This window comes from Pusillibacter faecalis, from assembly GCF_018408705.1.
In the GTDB taxonomy this organism is placed as follows: domain Bacteria; phylum Bacillota; class Clostridia; order Oscillospirales; family Oscillospiraceae; genus Oscillibacter; species Oscillibacter faecalis.
The window spans coordinates 1,642,279-1,658,321 of the sequence record NZ_AP023420.1 but is presented as its reverse complement, the minus strand read 5'-3'; the positions used below and the strand labels follow the sequence as shown (position 1 = coordinate 1,658,321).

The 16,043-nt window shown below is 59.9% G+C and carries 14 protein-coding genes; 5 read left to right on the top strand and 9 right to left on the bottom strand.

From position 1 onward, the window contains the following. Window positions 1-13 precede the first annotated feature (13 nt). The 6 genes from mfd to KJS55_RS08305 all read right to left on the bottom strand — a co-directional run bounded on the left by mfd (window position 14) and on the right by KJS55_RS08305 (window position 6,316). On the bottom strand, window positions 14-3,520 hold the full coding sequence (mfd, locus tag KJS55_RS08330) for a transcription-repair coupling factor (protein WP_213543110.1): 3,507 nt from the start codon (window positions 3,518-3,520) through the stop codon (window positions 14-16). Window positions 3,521-3,618: 98 nt separating this feature from the next. Then, on the bottom strand, window positions 3,619-3,765 hold the full coding sequence (locus KJS55_RS08325; RefSeq protein ID WP_213543109.1) for a hypothetical protein: 147 nt from the start codon (window positions 3,763-3,765) through the stop codon (window positions 3,619-3,621). Window positions 3,766-3,847: 82 nt separating this feature from the next. Beyond that, a complete protein-coding gene (locus KJS55_RS08320) occupies window positions 3,848-4,048 on the bottom strand; it encodes a hypothetical protein (protein WP_213543108.1) in 201 nt (66 codons plus the stop codon). A gap of 58 nt (window positions 4,049-4,106) precedes the next feature. Then, the gene (pth, locus tag KJS55_RS08315; RefSeq protein WP_187032000.1) at window positions 4,107-4,688 is read right to left on the bottom strand and encodes an aminoacyl-tRNA hydrolase; all 582 of its coding nucleotides are present in this window, start codon (window positions 4,686-4,688) and stop codon (window positions 4,107-4,109) included. A gap of 134 nt (window positions 4,689-4,822) precedes the next feature. Beyond that, window positions 4,823-5,782 carry a ribose-phosphate pyrophosphokinase gene (locus KJS55_RS08310; protein WP_187032002.1) on the bottom strand — a complete coding sequence of 320 codons (960 nt, stop codon included), beginning with the start codon at window positions 5,780-5,782 and terminating at the stop codon, window positions 4,823-4,825. A gap of 51 nt (window positions 5,783-5,833) precedes the next feature. Next, complete coding sequence (locus KJS55_RS08305) at window positions 5,834-6,316, bottom strand: hypothetical protein (protein ID WP_187032004.1); 483 nt, start codon at window positions 6,314-6,316, stop codon at window positions 5,834-5,836. 304 nt (window positions 6,317-6,620) lie between these two features. Between KJS55_RS08305 and KJS55_RS08300 the strand changes: the two genes are divergently transcribed. The 4 genes from KJS55_RS08300 (at window position 6,621) to gpmI (ending at window position 11,146) form a co-directional block, all read left to right on the top strand. After that, on the top strand, window positions 6,621-7,121 hold the full coding sequence (locus KJS55_RS08300) for a tRNA (cytidine(34)-2'-O)-methyltransferase (protein WP_187032006.1): 501 nt from the start codon (window positions 6,621-6,623) through the stop codon (window positions 7,119-7,121). A 55-nt stretch (window positions 7,122-7,176) separates the two neighbouring features. After that, window positions 7,177-8,370, top strand: a complete 1,194-nt coding sequence (locus tag KJS55_RS08295; RefSeq protein WP_213543107.1) for a phosphoglycerate kinase — start codon at window positions 7,177-7,179, stop codon at window positions 8,368-8,370. A gap of 376 nt (window positions 8,371-8,746) precedes the next feature. Then, a complete protein-coding gene (gene tpiA / locus KJS55_RS08290; protein WP_187032010.1) occupies window positions 8,747-9,523 on the top strand; it encodes a triose-phosphate isomerase in 777 nt (258 codons plus the stop codon). A 108-nt stretch (window positions 9,524-9,631) separates the two neighbouring features. Then, complete coding sequence (gpmI, locus tag KJS55_RS08285; RefSeq protein ID WP_187032012.1) at window positions 9,632-11,146, top strand: 2,3-bisphosphoglycerate-independent phosphoglycerate mutase; 1,515 nt, start codon at window positions 9,632-9,634, stop codon at window positions 11,144-11,146. A gap of 31 nt (window positions 11,147-11,177) precedes the next feature. Here gpmI and KJS55_RS08280 read toward each other — a convergent pair whose 3' ends face one another. Beyond that, window positions 11,178-11,846: a helix-turn-helix transcriptional regulator gene (locus KJS55_RS08280; protein ID WP_187032014.1), complete on the bottom strand. Its 669-nt coding sequence runs from the start codon at window positions 11,844-11,846 to the stop codon at window positions 11,178-11,180. Window positions 11,847-12,016: 170 nt separating this feature from the next. On the opposite strand from KJS55_RS08280, the gene KJS55_RS08275 reads away from it, so the two are divergent. Further along, entirely contained in the window at window positions 12,017-12,709 is a 693-nt protein-coding gene (locus KJS55_RS08275; RefSeq protein WP_187032016.1) for a peptidoglycan DD-metalloendopeptidase family protein, read from the top strand. Between the two features lie 248 nt (window positions 12,710-12,957). Here KJS55_RS08275 and KJS55_RS08270 read toward each other — a convergent pair whose 3' ends face one another. Further along, window positions 12,958-14,358 carry an MATE family efflux transporter gene (locus KJS55_RS08270; RefSeq protein ID WP_187032019.1) on the bottom strand — a complete coding sequence of 467 codons (1,401 nt, stop codon included), beginning with the start codon at window positions 14,356-14,358 and terminating at the stop codon, window positions 12,958-12,960. A 95-nt stretch (window positions 14,359-14,453) separates the two neighbouring features. Then, window positions 14,454-15,578 carry a peptide chain release factor 2 gene (prfB, locus tag KJS55_RS08265; protein WP_187032021.1) on the bottom strand — a complete coding sequence of 375 codons (1,125 nt, stop codon included), beginning with the start codon at window positions 15,576-15,578 and terminating at the stop codon, window positions 14,454-14,456. Window positions 15,579-16,043 lie beyond the last annotated feature (465 nt).

The window sequence follows — 16,043 nt, the reverse complement described above, 5'->3', positions numbered from 1 at the left end:
GGAGGAACGCTTCTTAGGACTCGCCGCCAGCCAGCCGCAGGTCCTCCACCAGGGTCCTGGCGGTTTCCAGCACGTCCGCGCCCGGGGAGAGCTTCAGCGTCAGGGCTGGGGTGTCCCCGGCGGCGATGGTCAGCCGGCCCTTGTACTTGTGCAGGCCGCACACTGTCACCAGGGCCTCGGGGCGAAAGACGCCCAGGGTAAATTTCAAAACATCCTTGCGTTGGGAGATGTCGGCCACGCCAGAGCGGGCCGCAGCCGCACGCAGCAGCGCCACATCCAGCAGCGCCAGCACGCTTTTGGGCGCCTCGCCGTAGCGGTCCAGCATCTCGTCCAGCAGGTCCGAGGCGTCCTCGTCGCTGCGGATGGCGGCGATGCGGCGGTACAAATCCATTCTCTGCTCCGGAGAGGGCACATAACGGTCCGGAATATGGGCGTTGACCGTAAGATCCGCAGAGCACTCCGTTTCGATCTGCTTCTCCTGGCCCTGCTCCTCCAAAACCGCCTCTTCCAGCAGCTTCAAATAGAGATCATAACCCACGGTCATGAGATAGCCGGACTGCTCCGGCCCCAGCAGGTTGCCGGCCCCCCGGATCTCCAGGTCCCGCATGGCCACCTTGAAGCCGGAGCCGAACTCCACATACTCCCGGATGGCCGCGAGGCGCTTGGCGGCGTTCTCCTGCAAGACCTTGCCCCGGCGAAATGTCAGATAGGCGTAAGCCCGCCGGACGCTGCGTCCAATACGGCCGCGAATCTGATGGAGCTGGCTCAGCCCCATCCGGTCCGCGTCCTCAATAATCAGCGTGTTGACGTTGGGAATATCAATGCCCGTCTCAATGATGGTGGTGCATACCAGGATGTCCGCCTCTCCGTCCACCATCGCCTGCATGACGGCGGAGAGCTCCCGCTCCCCCATCTTTCCGTGTCCGGTGACAACCCGAACCTCCGGTCCCAGCAGCTTCTGAATGCGGGAGGCGGTGAGGTCAATGGTCTCCACCCGGTTGTGGAGGTAATAGACCTGTCCGCCCCGGCTGAGTTCCCGGCGCATGGCGTCCTCCAGCAGCGCCCAGTCGTGTTCCAGGACGTAGGTCTGCACCGGCTGGCGGTCAGCGGGAGGCTCCTCAATGGTGCTCATATCCCGCAGTCCCGAGAGGGCCATGTTCAGCGTCCGGGGGATAGGCGTTGCGGAGAGCGTCAGCACGTCCACCTGGCGGCTGATCTCCTTGAGCCGCTCCTTGTGGGTGACGCCGAAGCGCTGCTCCTCGTCAATAATCAAAAGCCCCAGGTCTTTGAACTCCACGCTTTTTTGAAGCAGCTTGTGCGTGCCGATCAGCAGGTCCACGCCGCCGCTCCGGGCGGCGGAGAGAATGCGCTTTTGCTCCTTGGCCGTGGTGAAGCGGGAGAGCACCTCAATCTTCACCGGGAAGTCCCGGAATCGCCCCACCGCCGTTGCGTAATGCTGCTGGGCCAGAACCGTGGTGGGCACCAAAATGGCTGCCTGTTTGCCGTCCAGCACGCACTTCATCACCGCCCGCAGCGCCACCTCCGTCTTGCCGTAGCCTACGTCACCGCACAGAAGCCGGTCCATAGGCCGGGGCCGTTCCATATCCGCCTTGATCTCCGCGATGGCCCGGAGCTGGTCGTCCGTCTCGGCATAGGGAAAGGCCTCCTCAAACTCCTGCTGCCAGGGGGAGTCCGGGGAAAAGGCAAAGCCGGGCCTCTTCTGCCGTTCGGCGTACAGCTGCGTCAGCCCCTTCGCCAAGTCCTTGGCAGCCTTCTTCGCCCGGGTCTTCTGCTTGGCCCACTCCGTGCCGCCCAGCTTGTTGAGCCGGGCCCGCTCCTGGTCCTCGCCCCCGCCGATATACTTGCTGACCTGGTCTAGCTGAGTTACCGGGACATAGAGACAGTCGCCGCCAGCGTAATCAATTTTAATATAGTCCTTCTCCACCCCGTCCACCGGCATCCGCTGGATGCCGGCAAACCGGCCCACGCCATGGTGAACATGAACCACCAAGTCCCCAGGTGAGAGGTCTGTATAGGACTGGATTTTCTGGCGGCTGCTCTCCTTTTTCAGCTTCGCCCGTTTCCGGACCGTGCCGGTCAGCTGCCCCTCTGTCAAAACGGCCAGATGAATCGTCGGCCATTCGCAGCCGGCGGACAGCGCGCCCATGGAAATCCGCACCTCTCCCGGCTCCGGCATTCCGGCGTTCTTCAAATCCAACACCGCCGGAATCCGCCGCTCCTCTAAAAGCCGCTGGAGATTGTTCGCCCGGCTCTCTCCGCCGCACAGCACCAACACGGCGCTGCCGCTGCCCCGGTAGTGCTCCAGATCCGTAACTGCCGTCTCCAAGCTGCCGCCATAGGAGGAGAGCTGCCGCGCCGTCATTCCCAGCAGCCCCCGGGGTACCAAGGGACGGCGGGAGGTGGGCAGAGATTCCATCATCACCACCGGATGGTCCTCCAGCGCGGTGTAGAGTTCCTCGGCGGAAAGCAGCAACTTCCCATATTCCCCCGCCATCACTCCGGCCTCCAGTAAGGCCTCCACATCCTGTTTATTTTGCAGCAGGGTGTTCTTCACCCGCTCGTCCACCCGCCCGCTTTCGCAGAGGAACACCAGACTCTCCGCCGGCAGGTAGTGGACGCCCGCCGCCGCCTTTGGATAGACGGCCGCGAGATACCGATCCAGTCCCCCGACCTCCGCGCCGTTTTGCAGTCGCTGGGCGTCCTCCCGCAGCTGGGCGGCAGTCTCCACAGTCCGCGGCTTTTTCTCCAGCTTTTCCGCCAGACGCAGGAGCCTCTCCGCCAGGTCCGTCGCGCCGCCGGGCACGGCGGAGGGCAGCACCTCCGCCGCCGGCAGCAGCAAAGCGGAGGTTACATTGGCTGTCCGCCGCTGGGTGGCCGGATCAAAGCTCCCCATGGAGTCGATTTCATCGTCGAAAAACTCACACCGCACCGGCTGATCCATCAGGGGAGAGAACACATCCAGGATGCCGCCCCGCAGGGCGAACTGGCCCACGCCCTCTACCTGGTCGCACCGGGTATAGCCCGCAGAGAGCAAGCTCTCTGCGAGAACCTTTAAATCCGCCCGGCCTCCCGTCTTCAACGTGACAGCAAGGCTGTTCAGAAGCTTTGGAGGCAGGGTTCGCTGCATCAGTGCGTCGGCGGTGGCCACCACCACTGCCGCCTCGCCCCGGGCCATATCATATAAAGCCGCCAGACGGCTCCGCTCCCACTCTCGGGAGGCCACAGCCCCTGGCCGCAGCTGCCACTCCCGGCTGAGAAGAATCACCGGGCGCACGCCCATCAGCGTCTCCAAGTCCCCAGCCAGTTGCCGGACCTCCCGTTCATCGCCGCAGACAAAGACCGCGCTCCGCCTGGAAGCCCGTGCCACCGCCGCGCCCACGCAGGCCCTCTGCACCGGCTGCAGCCCGGTCACTGCCGCCGGACATCCGCCGCCGTCCACCCGGCGGATCAGCTCCGCCACCTCCGGTATGGCCGCTAATTGTTGTAAAAAGTGTTCCATGGATGTATTCCTTGTAAAAATTTGGATATTGACAGCAGAATCAGGGCACACTCCCTTCCTAAAAACCGGGGTGTGCCCCAAGGTATTGCATTCTATTCTCAAAAAGTTCCCACCATGCCCAGCAGCGCCCGAAGCTCCGCATCCATGGCGCTCATGTCACAGCCGGAGAACTCGTAGCGGGCATAGCCCAACCTCAGATTCCAAGATACAGGGACGTGCAGAGCATGCCATCGAACGCAGGTCAAGCCGGGCGTCCGCTGAGCTCCCCCCTATGGATGAATTCGATCCGGTAGAGCTCCTGCCCCTCCGCCGGGTAACCAGATGGTATCACGGCTGGGGCCTTCCAAACGGACCGCCGCCTCTGCCAGCAGCGGCCTCCTCCCGGTCAGGTCGTGCCTGACAAAATTCGCGGTCCGCGCCTATGTTGGATCGGTCGATGACAACGTCCGCCACCTCAGGGGAAAAGCCGACAAAGCTCCGAGGCTTAAGCACCCAGACCAGGACGGAGAAAATCAGCGCCGCCGGCATAATGCGTCCGCTTTCGCTTCATAGCGTCTCTCCCGGATGGATCGTCCATACAGACGGCTCAGTTGAAGTCGTTCATAGCCCTCTGGCAGCCGTGCTCAATGACGCACGCCGCCGCGTCAATGGCCCGCTCAAAGGCGTCCAGCAGGATCTTCCGCTCCGCCTGGGACGGCGTGCCGATCACCCAGTCAATCATATCGCCGCCCTCTCCGGGGGCGCCGGTGCCGATTTTGATCCGGGGGAAGTCCTGGGTGCCCAGGTGGGCGATGATGTTCTTGATGCCGTTGTGCCCGCCGGCGGAGCCGGTGGGCCGGACCCGCAGCTTCCCCACAGGAAGGGACACGTCGTCATAGATCACCAGCACATGGTCGGCGGGAACCTTATAGAACTGCGCCGCCTCCCGCACTGCCTCGCCGGAGAGATTCATATATGTCTGGGGTTTCATCACAAGGCACTTGGTCCCGGCGAACGATACGATGTGATAGGCGGACTTGAATTTGACCTTGTTGAGCTTCACGCCCAACCTCTCCGCCAGCAGGTCCACTGTCAAAAAGCCCATATTGTGTCGGGTGCTGGCATATTTCTGGCCAGGATTCCCCAACCCCACAATCAGCCAGTCCACAGACTTCTTTTCAAACAGCATGTCAGTCTCCTCACTCAAAATCAACTGGAAGCCGCTCCCACCAGCCGAGAGCCACAGATCGGAGGCGGGAAAGTTTCCTTCCCCGCCTGAGATCGTAACATCCTATCCAAATAAGATTCCGCCAGATACCGCAATCAGCGGAAGAGCTTGGAAATCGAGGTCTCCTGATAGATGCGCTCAATGGCCTCGCTGAACATGGGTCCCACGGAGAGATATTTGATCTTACCGCTCAGAGCGGGATCAATGGCCGGAATGGTGTTCAGGAGCGCCAGCTCCTCAATGGCGCTGCTGTTGATCCGCTCCACAGCGGGACCGGAGAGCACACCGTGGGAGGCGCAGGCATGGACGGTCTTGGCTCCGCCTACCTCCACCAGGGCCTTGGCCGCGTTGCAAAGGCTCCCGGCCGTGTCCACCATATCATCAAAGAGGATGCAGTCCTTATCCCGGACATCGCCGATGATGTTCATCACCTCGCACTGGTTGGCCTTTTGACGGCGCTTGTCCACAATCGCCAGCTGCATGTGCAGCTTCTGGGCAAAGGTCCGCGCCCGGGCCACAGAGCCCACGTCCGGAGAGACCACCACCATGTCCTCACAGACAGAACCAAACTTTTTCGCGTAGTAGTCCACAAACACAGGGTTGCCGGCCAGATTGTCCACCGGAATGTCGAAGAAGCCCTGAATCTGCGCGGCGTGGAGGTCCATGGTCAGCACCCGGTCCGCGCCGGCGGCGGTAATCATATTGGCCACCAGCTTGGCGGAGATCGGGTCCCGCGCCTTGGCCTTGCGGTCCTGGCGGGCATAGCCGAAGTAGGGGATCACCGCGGTGATCCGCCCGGCGGACGCCCGGCGCAGCGCGTCGATCATCACTAGCAGCTCCATCAGATGGTCATTGACGGGCTTGCAGGTGGACTGCACCACAAACACATCGCTGCCGCGCACCGTCTCGTAGATGGAGACAGACGCCTCGCCGTCAGCAAAGCCCTTAACCTCCGCCTCACCCAGCTTTGTCCCCATCAGCTGGCAGATCTCCTTGGCCAACGCGGGATTGGAATTTCCGGAAAACACCTTGATATCCTTACCGTGAGAAATCATTGTTACCGTCCTCTTTCTGTAGTCAGTTATGTGGTTGCTTTGATGATGCGGTCAATTTCCGTCTCTGCCTTCCCGAAACCAGGGCTCCAGCTCTGCCAGCGTATCAGTCCCATAGACCGGCAGCCAGCCAGGCACCAGCTCCGCCGCCTGCACGTTGTTGGTCATTCGCTCCCGCCATGCCTCCCGCAGCTCATGGCCGGGGGCCGCATAGGCAAACCCTGGTCCGGCCTGCGCCGCCGGAAGCGCGGAGCGGCTGAGCACCAGCACCGGACTTGGCGTATTTAAAAAAGCCATGAGATCGTCATGCCGGTCCGACAGCGTCACCTCTGCCTCCTCTGGAAAACAAACGCGCGCAGGCGCCGCGAATTGCGGCGTGCAGACAACAAAGAACCGCTGCATACCTTCATTCCATAGCTTCCGAGCCATTCTCTCCAGAATGGGAACAGTCAGGAACTCTTCCAGCATCAGCGGTTTGTGGGTATCGGAGAGAATGTCCTCCTCCATGAAAATCACGGCACTTTGAGGATGCATCACGGAGCAACCCCTCCCTTGCAGAACATATTTGTCCATATACATTATAGCAGACATTTCCGGGAAATCTAGTCTTTTTGGATAAGTTCTTTCAAAAATTTCTCCCAAATCTCGCATATTTGCCGTCATTCTTTGTCGAAAATAACCGGAATCCACAAAATTTGCCAACCGAGCCGCCTCCTTTTTCACCCCTGCTCTGTTTCTGCATATTTTCAATAAAAAACGCAATTTCTTCATACAATATAGTTGAATTTGCAAAGGTAAAAGATTACAATAGAACCCAACTGCATGGTATGTGGAGGGTTCTATGCTGAATGTTGTATTGGTCGAGCCGGAAATTCCCCAGAACTGCGGAAATATTGCCCGCACCTGCGCCGCAACCGGCAGCCGGCTTCATCTCGTCCGTCCCCTGGGCTTTGATATCTCGGAAAAGGCTGTCCGGCGGGCGGGTCTGGATTACTGGCATCTGGTGGAGGTGGCTGATTACGAGAGCTTGGATGATTTGTTCCGCAGACATCCGGAGGCGGCCAGGGAGGCGTGGCTCACCACCACCAAGGCGCCTCGGCCCTATACGAAGGCCCGCTTCACCGCCGAGAGCTGGCTGTTTTTCGGCAAGGAGACCGCGGGGCTTCCGGAAGCTTTCCGGGAGAGGTTCCGGGACCGCTGCATCCGGCTGCCCATGGTGGACGCAGCCCGCAGCCTGAACCTGAGTAATACGGTGGCCGTATGTGTCTACGAGGCGCTGCGTCAGATCGGTTTTCCCGGTCTGCAGGGTTTGGGACAGATGGCGGCCTCCTGCGAGGATTGACCACCGGCGCTTTGCGCCGCCGCTGACGCGGAAAGAAAGGAATGGAGGCATCTCTATGAATTACAACAAAAAAACAGTCCGCGACATGGACGTGGCGGGGAAAAAAGTCCTGCTGCGCTGCGACTTCAACGTTCCCCAGGACAAGGTGACAGGCGAGATCACCAGCGACAAGCGTATTGTGGCCGCGCTGCCCACGATCCGGTATCTGCTGGAGCAGGGCGCGGCGGTCATCGCATGCTCCCACCTGGGCAAGCCCAAGGACGGCCCGGACCCCAAGCTGAGCCTGGCCCCCGTTGCCAAGCGGCTCAGCGAGCTTCTGGGGCAGGAGGTTCTTTTTGCCCATGATGTGGTGGGCGAGGATGCCAAGGCGAAAGCCGCCGCCCTGCGCCCCGGCCAGATTCTGCTGCTGGAAAACACCCGGTTTGAAAAGGGCGAGACCAAAAATGATCCCACGCTTGCCAAGGCCTTGGCTTCCCTGGCAGACCTCTTCGTGTCTGACGCCTTCGGTGCAGTCCACCGTGCCCACGCCTCCACTGCCGGCGTGGCTGATTACCTGCCTGCCGTGTCCGGCTTCCTGATCCAAAAGGAGCTGGATTTCCTGGGCGGCGCCATTGCCAACCCCAAGCGCCCCCTGGTGGCCATTCTGGGCGGCAGCAAGGTCAGCTCCAAGATCGGCGTCATCAACAATCTCCTGGAAATTGCCGACACCATCATCATCGGCGGCGGCATGGCCTATACCTTTGCGGCCGCTCAAGGCGGCAAAGTGGGTGAGAGCCTCCTGGAGGCTGATTGGATGGATTACGCCCAAGAGATGGTGGGCAAGGCGCAAAAGCGCGGCGTCAGGCTGCTCCTGCCGGTGGACACCGTCTGCGGCGACGCATTCTCCCCAGATGCCCAGCGCCAGGTGGTTCCGGCTGGCCAGATTCCCGACGGCTGGCAGGGTATGGACATCGGTCCCGAGACCGTAAAGCTCTACTGCTCTGCCGTGGCTGATGCCGGCACTGTCATCTGGAATGGTCCCATGGGCGTCTTTGAGTTTCCCGCCTTTGCCAAGGGCACCGAGGCCGTCGCAGAGGCTCTTAGCAAAACCAGTGCCATCACCATCATCGGCGGCGGAGACAGCGCGGCTGCCGTGGAGCAGCTGGGCTATGCCGACAAGATGACCCATATCAGCACCGGCGGCGGCGCCAGTCTGGAATTTCTGGAGGGCAAGGAGCTGCCCGGCGTAGCCTGCCTGCTGGATCGGTAAAAGCCGTTCGGAGCCGAATGCTTAGAAGCAGGGGAACGGGCGTTTCCCGCTCTCCAGCCGCGTCTGAGAAAGGCCCGCTGGAAGCGCCGCCTTTCCCTGCGGCTCCCCAGTCTGGAAGTGGCTGCCTTGAAATCTTGTAAAAATATATAAAAGCAGAGGATTGCAGTTAAAAATACGCCAAAACACTTGACAGATGCGCATCATTTCGCTATAAATGAATAGGTTTTTATACAGGTCAGCCTGCTCTTGCCAGGGTCCCCTCCCGGGATGCGGCGAGGGCTACAGCATATTTGACTTTTCACGCACATGGATGCCGCGCCCATAGCAGCGGCCGTCCCCATTTTTCATCAGACATAGTAAGGAGATAATAGAAAGTATGAACCGCAGATATCGTAAAACCGTAATCGCCGGCAACTGGAAAATGAACATGACTGCCACAGAGACCAAAAAATTTGCCGAGGAGCTGAAGAAAATTATGCCCCGCGCCAAATGGTGCGACACCCTGATCTGCGTCCCCGCCTGCAACATCTCTGTGGCTGTAAAAGCGTTTAAGGACCTGCGCATTTCCGTGGGCGCGGAGAATGTGTATTTTGAGGAGAAGGGCGCATATACGGGCGAGATCTCTGCCAGCATGCTTAAGGATCTGGGCGTCAAGTATGTGATCGTGGGGCACAGCGAGCGCCGCCAGTACTTCTGCGAAACCGACGCCTCGGTCAACAAGAAGGTGCACGCCGTGCTGGAGGCAGGCATGAGCCCCATTATCTGCGTGGGCGAGAGCCTGGAGCAGCGGGAGAGCGGTATCACCGGAGAGTGGGTGACGCTGCAGGTCAAGAGCGCCCTGCACGGCGTGCCCGCCGAGAAGCTGCGCCGCTGCATCATTGCCTATGAGCCCATCTGGGCCATCGGCACCGGCAAAACCGCCACCAGCGAGCAGGCCGGCGAGGTCTGCTCCAGCATCCGTGCCACGATCCGCGCCCTGTACGGCGCCCGGGTGGCCCGCAGCGTCACCATTCAGTACGGCGGTTCCATGAATCCCAAAAACGCCGCCGAGCTTCTCGCTCAGCCCGATATCGACGGCGGCCTGATCGGCGGCGCCAGTCTGAAACCGGATCAGTTCGTGGAAATTATCAACGCGGCAAATCAAGAGGCATAATCATCCCTGTCCGCGGGACCGGAGCTGCTTTTGGTTTTCCTCCTGATATACAAGGGCTTGTCCCCTTTTCATGGAGCTTACTCTGCATGTACGCGAAATGAGGTTTTTATGAACAAAACGCCAACCACCCTGATTATCATGGACGGCTTTGGCCTGTCCGACCACGTCGGCGGCAACGCTGTCAAAGCCGCCAAAACTCCCCGTCTGGATCAGTTCTTCCAGGAATATGCCCACACAGAGCTCTCAGCGTCCGGACTGGACGTGGGACTTCCTGAGGGGCAGATGGGCAACAGTGAGGTGGGCCACACCAACATCGGCGCCGGCCGGGTGGTGTTTCAAGATCTGCCCCGCATCACCAAAGCCATTGCGGACGGAGACTTCTTCACCAATCCCGCCTACCAGCACGCCATGGATGCCTGCAAAGAAAAGGGAACCGCTCTGCACCTGATGGGCCTTCTTTCCGATGGCGGTGTCCACTCCCACATCCAGCATCTCTTCGCCCTTTTGAAGCTGGCCAGGGACAAAGGCCTGGAGCGGGTCTATATCCACGCCTTTTTGGACGGACGGGATGTGTCCCCCACCTCCGGCGTGGAGTTTGTGGCTCAGACCGTGGAGCAGTGCCGTGAGATCGGCGTGGGAAAGATCGCCACTGTGATGGGCCGGTACTACGCCATGGACCGCGACAAGCGCTGGGACCGGGTGGAGCAGGCCTATGACGCCATGGTGTATGGGGAGAGCGCCCATTTTAACCCTGTGCCCGTGGCCGCTGTGAAGGACTCCTATGCCGCCGGCATCACGGACGAGTTTGTGGAGCCCGTGGTCTGTGACACCGAGGGTACCATCTCTGATAACGACAGTGTGATATTCTTCAACTTCCGTCCCGACCGGGCCCGGGAGATCACCCGGACTTTGGTGGACCCGGATTTTGATGGCTTTACCCGTCAGTATTTTCCCGTCACCTTCGTGTGCAACACGGAATATGACGCCACAATGCCCCATGTGGAGGTGGCCTTCCCCCGGGTGTGTGTCAGCAATGGCCTTGGCGAATATCTCAGTCAGATGGGCATGACTCAGCTGCGCATTGCCGAGACGGAAAAATACGCACATGTGACCTTCTTCTTCAACGGCGGCAGCGAGACGGTCTTCCCCGGCGAGGACCGGGTGCTGATCCCCTCTCCCAAGGTGGCCACCTATGACCTGCAGCCGGAGATGAGCGCGCCGGAGGTGTGCGAAAAATGTGTGGAACGCATCGAGTCCGGCGCCTATGACGTCATCATCCTGAACTTTGCCAACTGCGACATGGTGGGCCACACGGGCGTGTTTGACGCCGCTGTGAAGGCTGTGGAAACAGTGGACGAGTGTGTGGGAAAAGTGGTGGACGCCACGCTGAAAATGGGCGGCATCGCCATGATCACCGCCGACCATGGCAATGCCGAGCAGATGACGGAACCGGACGGCAGCCCCATGACGGCACACACCACCAATCCGGTCCCCTTTATCCTCTGCGGCGCGGGAACAGAGCTGCGCAAAGGGCGTTTGGCCGACATCGCCCCCACCATTTTGGATGTAATGGGACTGGCCTGCCCGGAGGACATGGACGGCAAGACCCTGATCGTAAAATAAGAAGAGACGCTGCCGGAGCAGCGTCTCTTCTCTATTTCTGTCTCCGCAGGCGAACGGCGTCCGCTGCCAGGCTGACCAACAGCAGCACCGCAGCCCAGGCAAGCTGCGCGCTTGGTGTCACCGTATAATTGGCAATCCCAAATACGGGGTCTGCCACGGCCCAGGGAAGCACTGCCGCCGCAGCGCCTGCCGTCAGAAGCCCCCAATACTTCCAGCGCCGTCTCACTCCCACCGGCCTCTCCATCCGAAGCGCCGCAGCCATCAGCCCAAGGCTCAGAAGCCCAAAGGAGAGCAGGGATACCTCCTCCACGGCCCGGTGGAGGTCCCCCAGGGCCATCCGTGTGATAAGGCGCTCCTGCATCTCTCCGCTCAGCACACCCTCCGGCACGGGAAAAAAGCAATTGGACACCCACAGGAGTACAGACTGCGCCAAGCTGCACAGCGTCAAATCCAGCCAGACCGCCCAGGCCAGCAGGCGGACCCGCCGGCTTTGCGGCCGGCCGCCGCCGTATAAGATATCATGGAGATCCACATCATAGACTTCCGCGTAGCGCATTAAGGTATCCAGGTCCGGCCGGGTACGGCCGGACTCGTGGCTGGAAACCGCCTGCCGGGTCAGGCCCATTCTCTGGGCAACTGTCTCCTGGGTCATTCCCCGGTCCTGACGGAGCTGCTTTAAATGGCTGTGGATGGCCGTCATGTTCCTCACCTCACAGCCAGCATAGCGGATTGGAGAGAAAAGTCAAGCAAGCATCTGTTGCCATCCGGATTTTTCTCCCAGGTTTGGCAAATTTCAGGCCGCTTTTGGAATAAACCCTGGAAAACCAGCCCATACTTCCCTCAGACCCAAATTTGAGGGAGGTACGATACATGAGTAAGAAATGGGATGCCATTCGGGGCAGCGCCGAATTCTATGTCACCATGGCGGTGTGCCTGCTGGTCATCGGCGTCAGCGGTTACTTTTTGCTCTTTGGCGGCGACGACACTGCGGAGGAGGCGTTGGCTCCCCCTGACGAAACGCCTGTCACATCCCCTGCGCCGGAACTGGTGGTACCGGAGGAGCCTGTGGTGGAGACCATTGAGCCTGTTGAGGTGCCAGCTGCCACGATGCCGGAGGTCGAGGTGGACGATACCCCTGTTATAGCCCAAGCCCCCCGGCTGATTGTCTCTCCCCTGGAGGGCGAAGTCCTGACCGCCTTCTCCATGGACGAGCTGGTATATAACCCCACGCTGGAGGACTGGAGAACTCACAACGGCATTGACATCTCTGCCGCGCTGGGTGACACGGTGCTCTCCGCCAGCTCAGGCACTGTGCTCTCCGTGGAGGACGACGCTCTGATGGGCACCACCGTGGTCATCGGCCATGAGGGCGGCTATCAGACCACCTATTCAAACCTCCAGCCTCAGACCAATGTGGCGGAGGGCGACACGGTATCCGCCGGGCAAATCATCGGCGCCGTGGGAGATACCGCCGCAGCAGAGGCCGCTCAGGAGCCTCATCTGCACTTCTCCGTGACCCAAGAGGGGGAGCCGGTGGACCCCAATGCGTTTTTGGAACAATAACCCGGCAAACCAAGAGAGGCCCCGGATTGAATCCGGGGCCTCTCCAGCCTGCCGAAAAAGTCTTTTCGGCAGGCTGCGGCAGTTTTTCAGACCGCTGAAACGTTCTGAAAAACGGGTGATTGAAAACGAAAGACACCCTTCCTGGTTTTCTTTCGTAACTATCTTCCTTCCCGTTGCCGTAACTTTCCATTTTTTTCGACAGTTTCAGGAGGCCCCGGATTGAATCCGGGGCCTCTCGTCCATAGGGATCAAGTTTGCCGCGGCGTTCCGGCTACCCTTGCCTCCGCAGAGCGGAGGGTCCTGCGCAGGAAAATAGCGCTGAGCGTCAGCGACATCAGCTCCGCCACGGGGAAGGCCACCCACACCAGCTCCAGCCTGCCGCTCCTTGAGAGCAGCCACGCCACCGGCAGCAGCACCACCAGCTGTCGGGCCACCGCCACAATGAGGCTGTAAAAGGGGTTGCCAATGGCCTGACACACGGAACCGGCGATGATGCAAAAGCCCGCCAGCAGGAAGGAAAGGCTGATAATCCGCAGGGCGACCGACCCGATTTCCAGCATCTCCTCCGAGGCGTCAAAGAAGCTCAGCAGCAGTTCCGGCGCCAGCTGGAAAATCGCCAGTCCCACCGCCATGATCGCAACAGCGGTACATACCGCCAGCTTCACCGTCTTTTTCACCCGGTCCATCCGGCCCGCGCCAAAGTTATAGGCGACGATGGGCACCATGCCGTTATTCAGGCCGAACACCGGCATGAAGATGAAGCTTTGCAGCTTGAAGTAGGCCCCGAACACTGCGGTAGCCGTTTTCGTAAAGCCAAAGAGAATCTTATTCATGCCGAACACCATCACCGAGCCGATGGATTGCATCACAATCGAGGGAAAGCCCACCCGGTAGATTTCCCCCGCCACGTGACCGTTCCAGCGAATCTCCCGCAGGCGGATGTTTACATCCGGGTTACATTTCAAATTCATCACAACCGCCATGATCGCGGCGACAATCTGCCCCAGGACTGTGGCGGCCGCGGCGCCGGCCACCTCCATCCGGGGAAAGCCAAAATAGCCGAAAATCAAGATCGGGTCCATGATGATGTTGATCACCGCGCCGGTGAGCTGTGTAACCATGGCCAGGGTGGTGCGGCCTGTGGACTGCAGCAGCCGCTCAAAGCAGAACTGGCTGAAAATGCCGATGGACAGCCCCAGGCAGATGGTGGCATACTCCGTGCCGTACTCCACGATGATGGGCTCACCAGCGGCCTGGATTTCAAAAAAGGTCCGGGAGAACAACACGCCGATCAGGGCGAAGACCACAAAGCTGCAAAGGGACAAAAAGATGCCCGTATTGGCGGCCCGGTCCGCCATGGTCTGATTCTTCTCGCCCAGGGAGCGGGAGAGAAGGGCGTTGATGCCCACGGCGGTGCCCGCGCCCACGGCAATCATCAGGTTTTGCAGGGGGAACGCCAGGGAGACGGCGTTCAGGGCATCCTCGCTGAGCTGGGCCACGAAGATGCTGTCCACCACGTTATAAAATGCCTGTACCAGCATCGAGATCATCATGGGCACCGCCATGCCGGCCAGCAGCCGGCCAATTGGCATCACACCCATCTTGTTTTCCCGGGGCGCGGCGTTGGGGGAGGGGTTTTTTTCTTCCATAGTGCTTTCCTTTCTCTCTGATCTGCGGAAAAAGGACGCGGCGTCAGCCGCGTCTTTTTTCGGGTGCGGGCTATCCAGTTGCGGCGTACCCGGCTTTACTTCTTCAGCTCACCGGTGGCAAGCTGGGTGAGATACGCGTTTAAAAAGCCGTCCAGATCGCCGTCCATCACGCCGTCCACGTTGCTGGTCTCAAAGCCTGTGCGGGTGTCCTTAACCATCTGGTAGGGCATGAAGACGTAGGAGCGGATCTGGCTTCCCCACTCAATCTTCATCTGCACGCCCTTGATGTCGGAGATCTTCTCCGCGTGCTGCTGGGCCTTGAGCTCCAGGAGTTTGGCCCGCAGCATCTTCATGCAGTTGTCCTTGTTCTGGAACTGGCTGCGCTCCTGCTGAGAGGCCACCACGATGCCGGTGGGCTTGTGGATGAGCCGCACGGCGGAGGAGGTCTTGTTCACGTGCTGGCCGCCGGCGCCGCTGGCCCGGTAGACCTGCATCTCGATGTCCTCGTCCCGAATCTCGATGGACTCGTCGTTCTCGATCTCCGGCATGACCTCGATGGCGGCGAAGGAGGTCTGGCGGCGGGCGTTGGCGTCAAAAGGGGACACCCGCACCAGGCGGTGGACGCCGTTCTCGCTCTTCAAAAGGCCGTAGGCGTTCTCGCCCTCGATGGAGATGGCGGCGGATTTGATGCCCGCCTCGTCCCCGTCCTCATAGTCCAGAATCTTATAGACAAAGCCGTGGCGCTCGGCCCAGCGGGTGTACATCCGGTAGAGCATCTGGGCCCAGTCCTGGGCCTCGGTACCGCCGGCGCCGGCGTGGAACTGCATGATGGCGTTGGAGCTGTCATACTCGCCGGAGAGAAGGGTGGTCATTCGGGTCTCCTCCACCCGCTCCTCCAGGGCGGCGTACTCGGTCTTCACTTCCTCCAGAATATCGGCGTCGTCCGCCTCCTGGCCCATCTCGCAGAGCACGGTCAAATCCTCCCAGGCGCCAAGGAGCTTTTCCTGGCGCCCGATCTTGTTTTGGAGCTGTTTGAGGCGCACCTGCACCTTCTGGGAACGCTCCAGGTCGTTCCAAAACCCATCTTGGGCGGTCTCATCCTCCAGGCGGGCGGCCTCCTGCCGGGCGCTCTCCACATCCAGTGCAGCGGACAGCTTGTCCAGCTCCGGCCCCAGGTCCCGCAGCTTCTGCTTGTAAACGTCGTATTCTATCAGTGCCATGACGTCTCTCCATCCTTCAAATTTCGTTAGCTATAGTATTATATAGGAGTCAAAATTATTTGTAAAGAAAAACCTCTCTTTTTCCCCAGTGCTCTATTTGTTCATAATTTGTTCATGATTTTGAAAGGGCTTTCGAGTATGTTATAGAGAGGAATATTATGTAACCAAATGGCAGCAAATTCGACATCATGGAGGGACTTTTTATGAGGAAGCTTTGGAAGAAACAACTGCCCGCGGCAGTGCTGGCGCTGATCATGATGATCAGTCTGGTCCCTCTGGCTGGGGCGGAAGAGGATCATCAACATTCATATGCCACTTCCTGGTCTAGTAGTAGCACGGAACATTGGCATGAATGCACGGTTTCTGGATGTACCGCAACGAGCGAGAGAGGTGCCCATAATGAGTCTGCATGGCGGCAAAAAGATACCTCTTCACACGAAAAAGTCTGTACCGTGTGCGGATATA

Excerpts from the sequence above, each read along its gene's own strand:
- mfd (WP_213543110.1), bottom strand. The coding sequence starts at position 3,520 with ATGGAACACTTTTTACAACAATTAGCGGCCATACCGGAGGTGGCGGAG.
- KJS55_RS08320 (WP_213543108.1), bottom strand. The coding sequence starts at position 4,048 with ATGCCGGCGGCGCTGATTTTCTCCGTCCTGGTCTGGGTGCTTAAGCCT.
- pth (WP_187032000.1), bottom strand. The coding sequence starts at position 4,688 with ATGCTGTTTGAAAAGAAGTCTGTGGACTGGCTGATTGTGGGGTTGGGG.
- KJS55_RS08310 (WP_187032002.1), bottom strand. The coding sequence starts at position 5,782 with ATGATTTCTCACGGTAAGGATATCAAGGTGTTTTCCGGAAATTCCAAT.
- KJS55_RS08300 (WP_187032006.1), top strand. The coding sequence starts at position 6,621 with ATGCTGAATGTTGTATTGGTCGAGCCGGAAATTCCCCAGAACTGCGGA.
- KJS55_RS08295 (WP_213543107.1), top strand. The coding sequence starts at position 7,177 with ATGAATTACAACAAAAAAACAGTCCGCGACATGGACGTGGCGGGGAAA.
- tpiA (WP_187032010.1), top strand. The coding sequence starts at position 8,747 with ATGAACCGCAGATATCGTAAAACCGTAATCGCCGGCAACTGGAAAATG.
- gpmI (WP_187032012.1), top strand. The coding sequence starts at position 9,632 with ATGAACAAAACGCCAACCACCCTGATTATCATGGACGGCTTTGGCCTG.
- KJS55_RS08280 (WP_187032014.1), bottom strand. The coding sequence starts at position 11,846 with ATGACGGCCATCCACAGCCATTTAAAGCAGCTCCGTCAGGACCGGGGA.
- KJS55_RS08275 (WP_187032016.1), top strand. The coding sequence starts at position 12,017 with ATGAGTAAGAAATGGGATGCCATTCGGGGCAGCGCCGAATTCTATGTC.
- KJS55_RS08270 (WP_187032019.1), bottom strand. The coding sequence starts at position 14,358 with ATGGAAGAAAAAAACCCCTCCCCCAACGCCGCGCCCCGGGAAAACAAG.
- prfB (WP_187032021.1), bottom strand. The coding sequence starts at position 15,578 with ATGGCACTGATAGAATACGACGTTTACAAGCAGAAGCTGCGGGACCTG.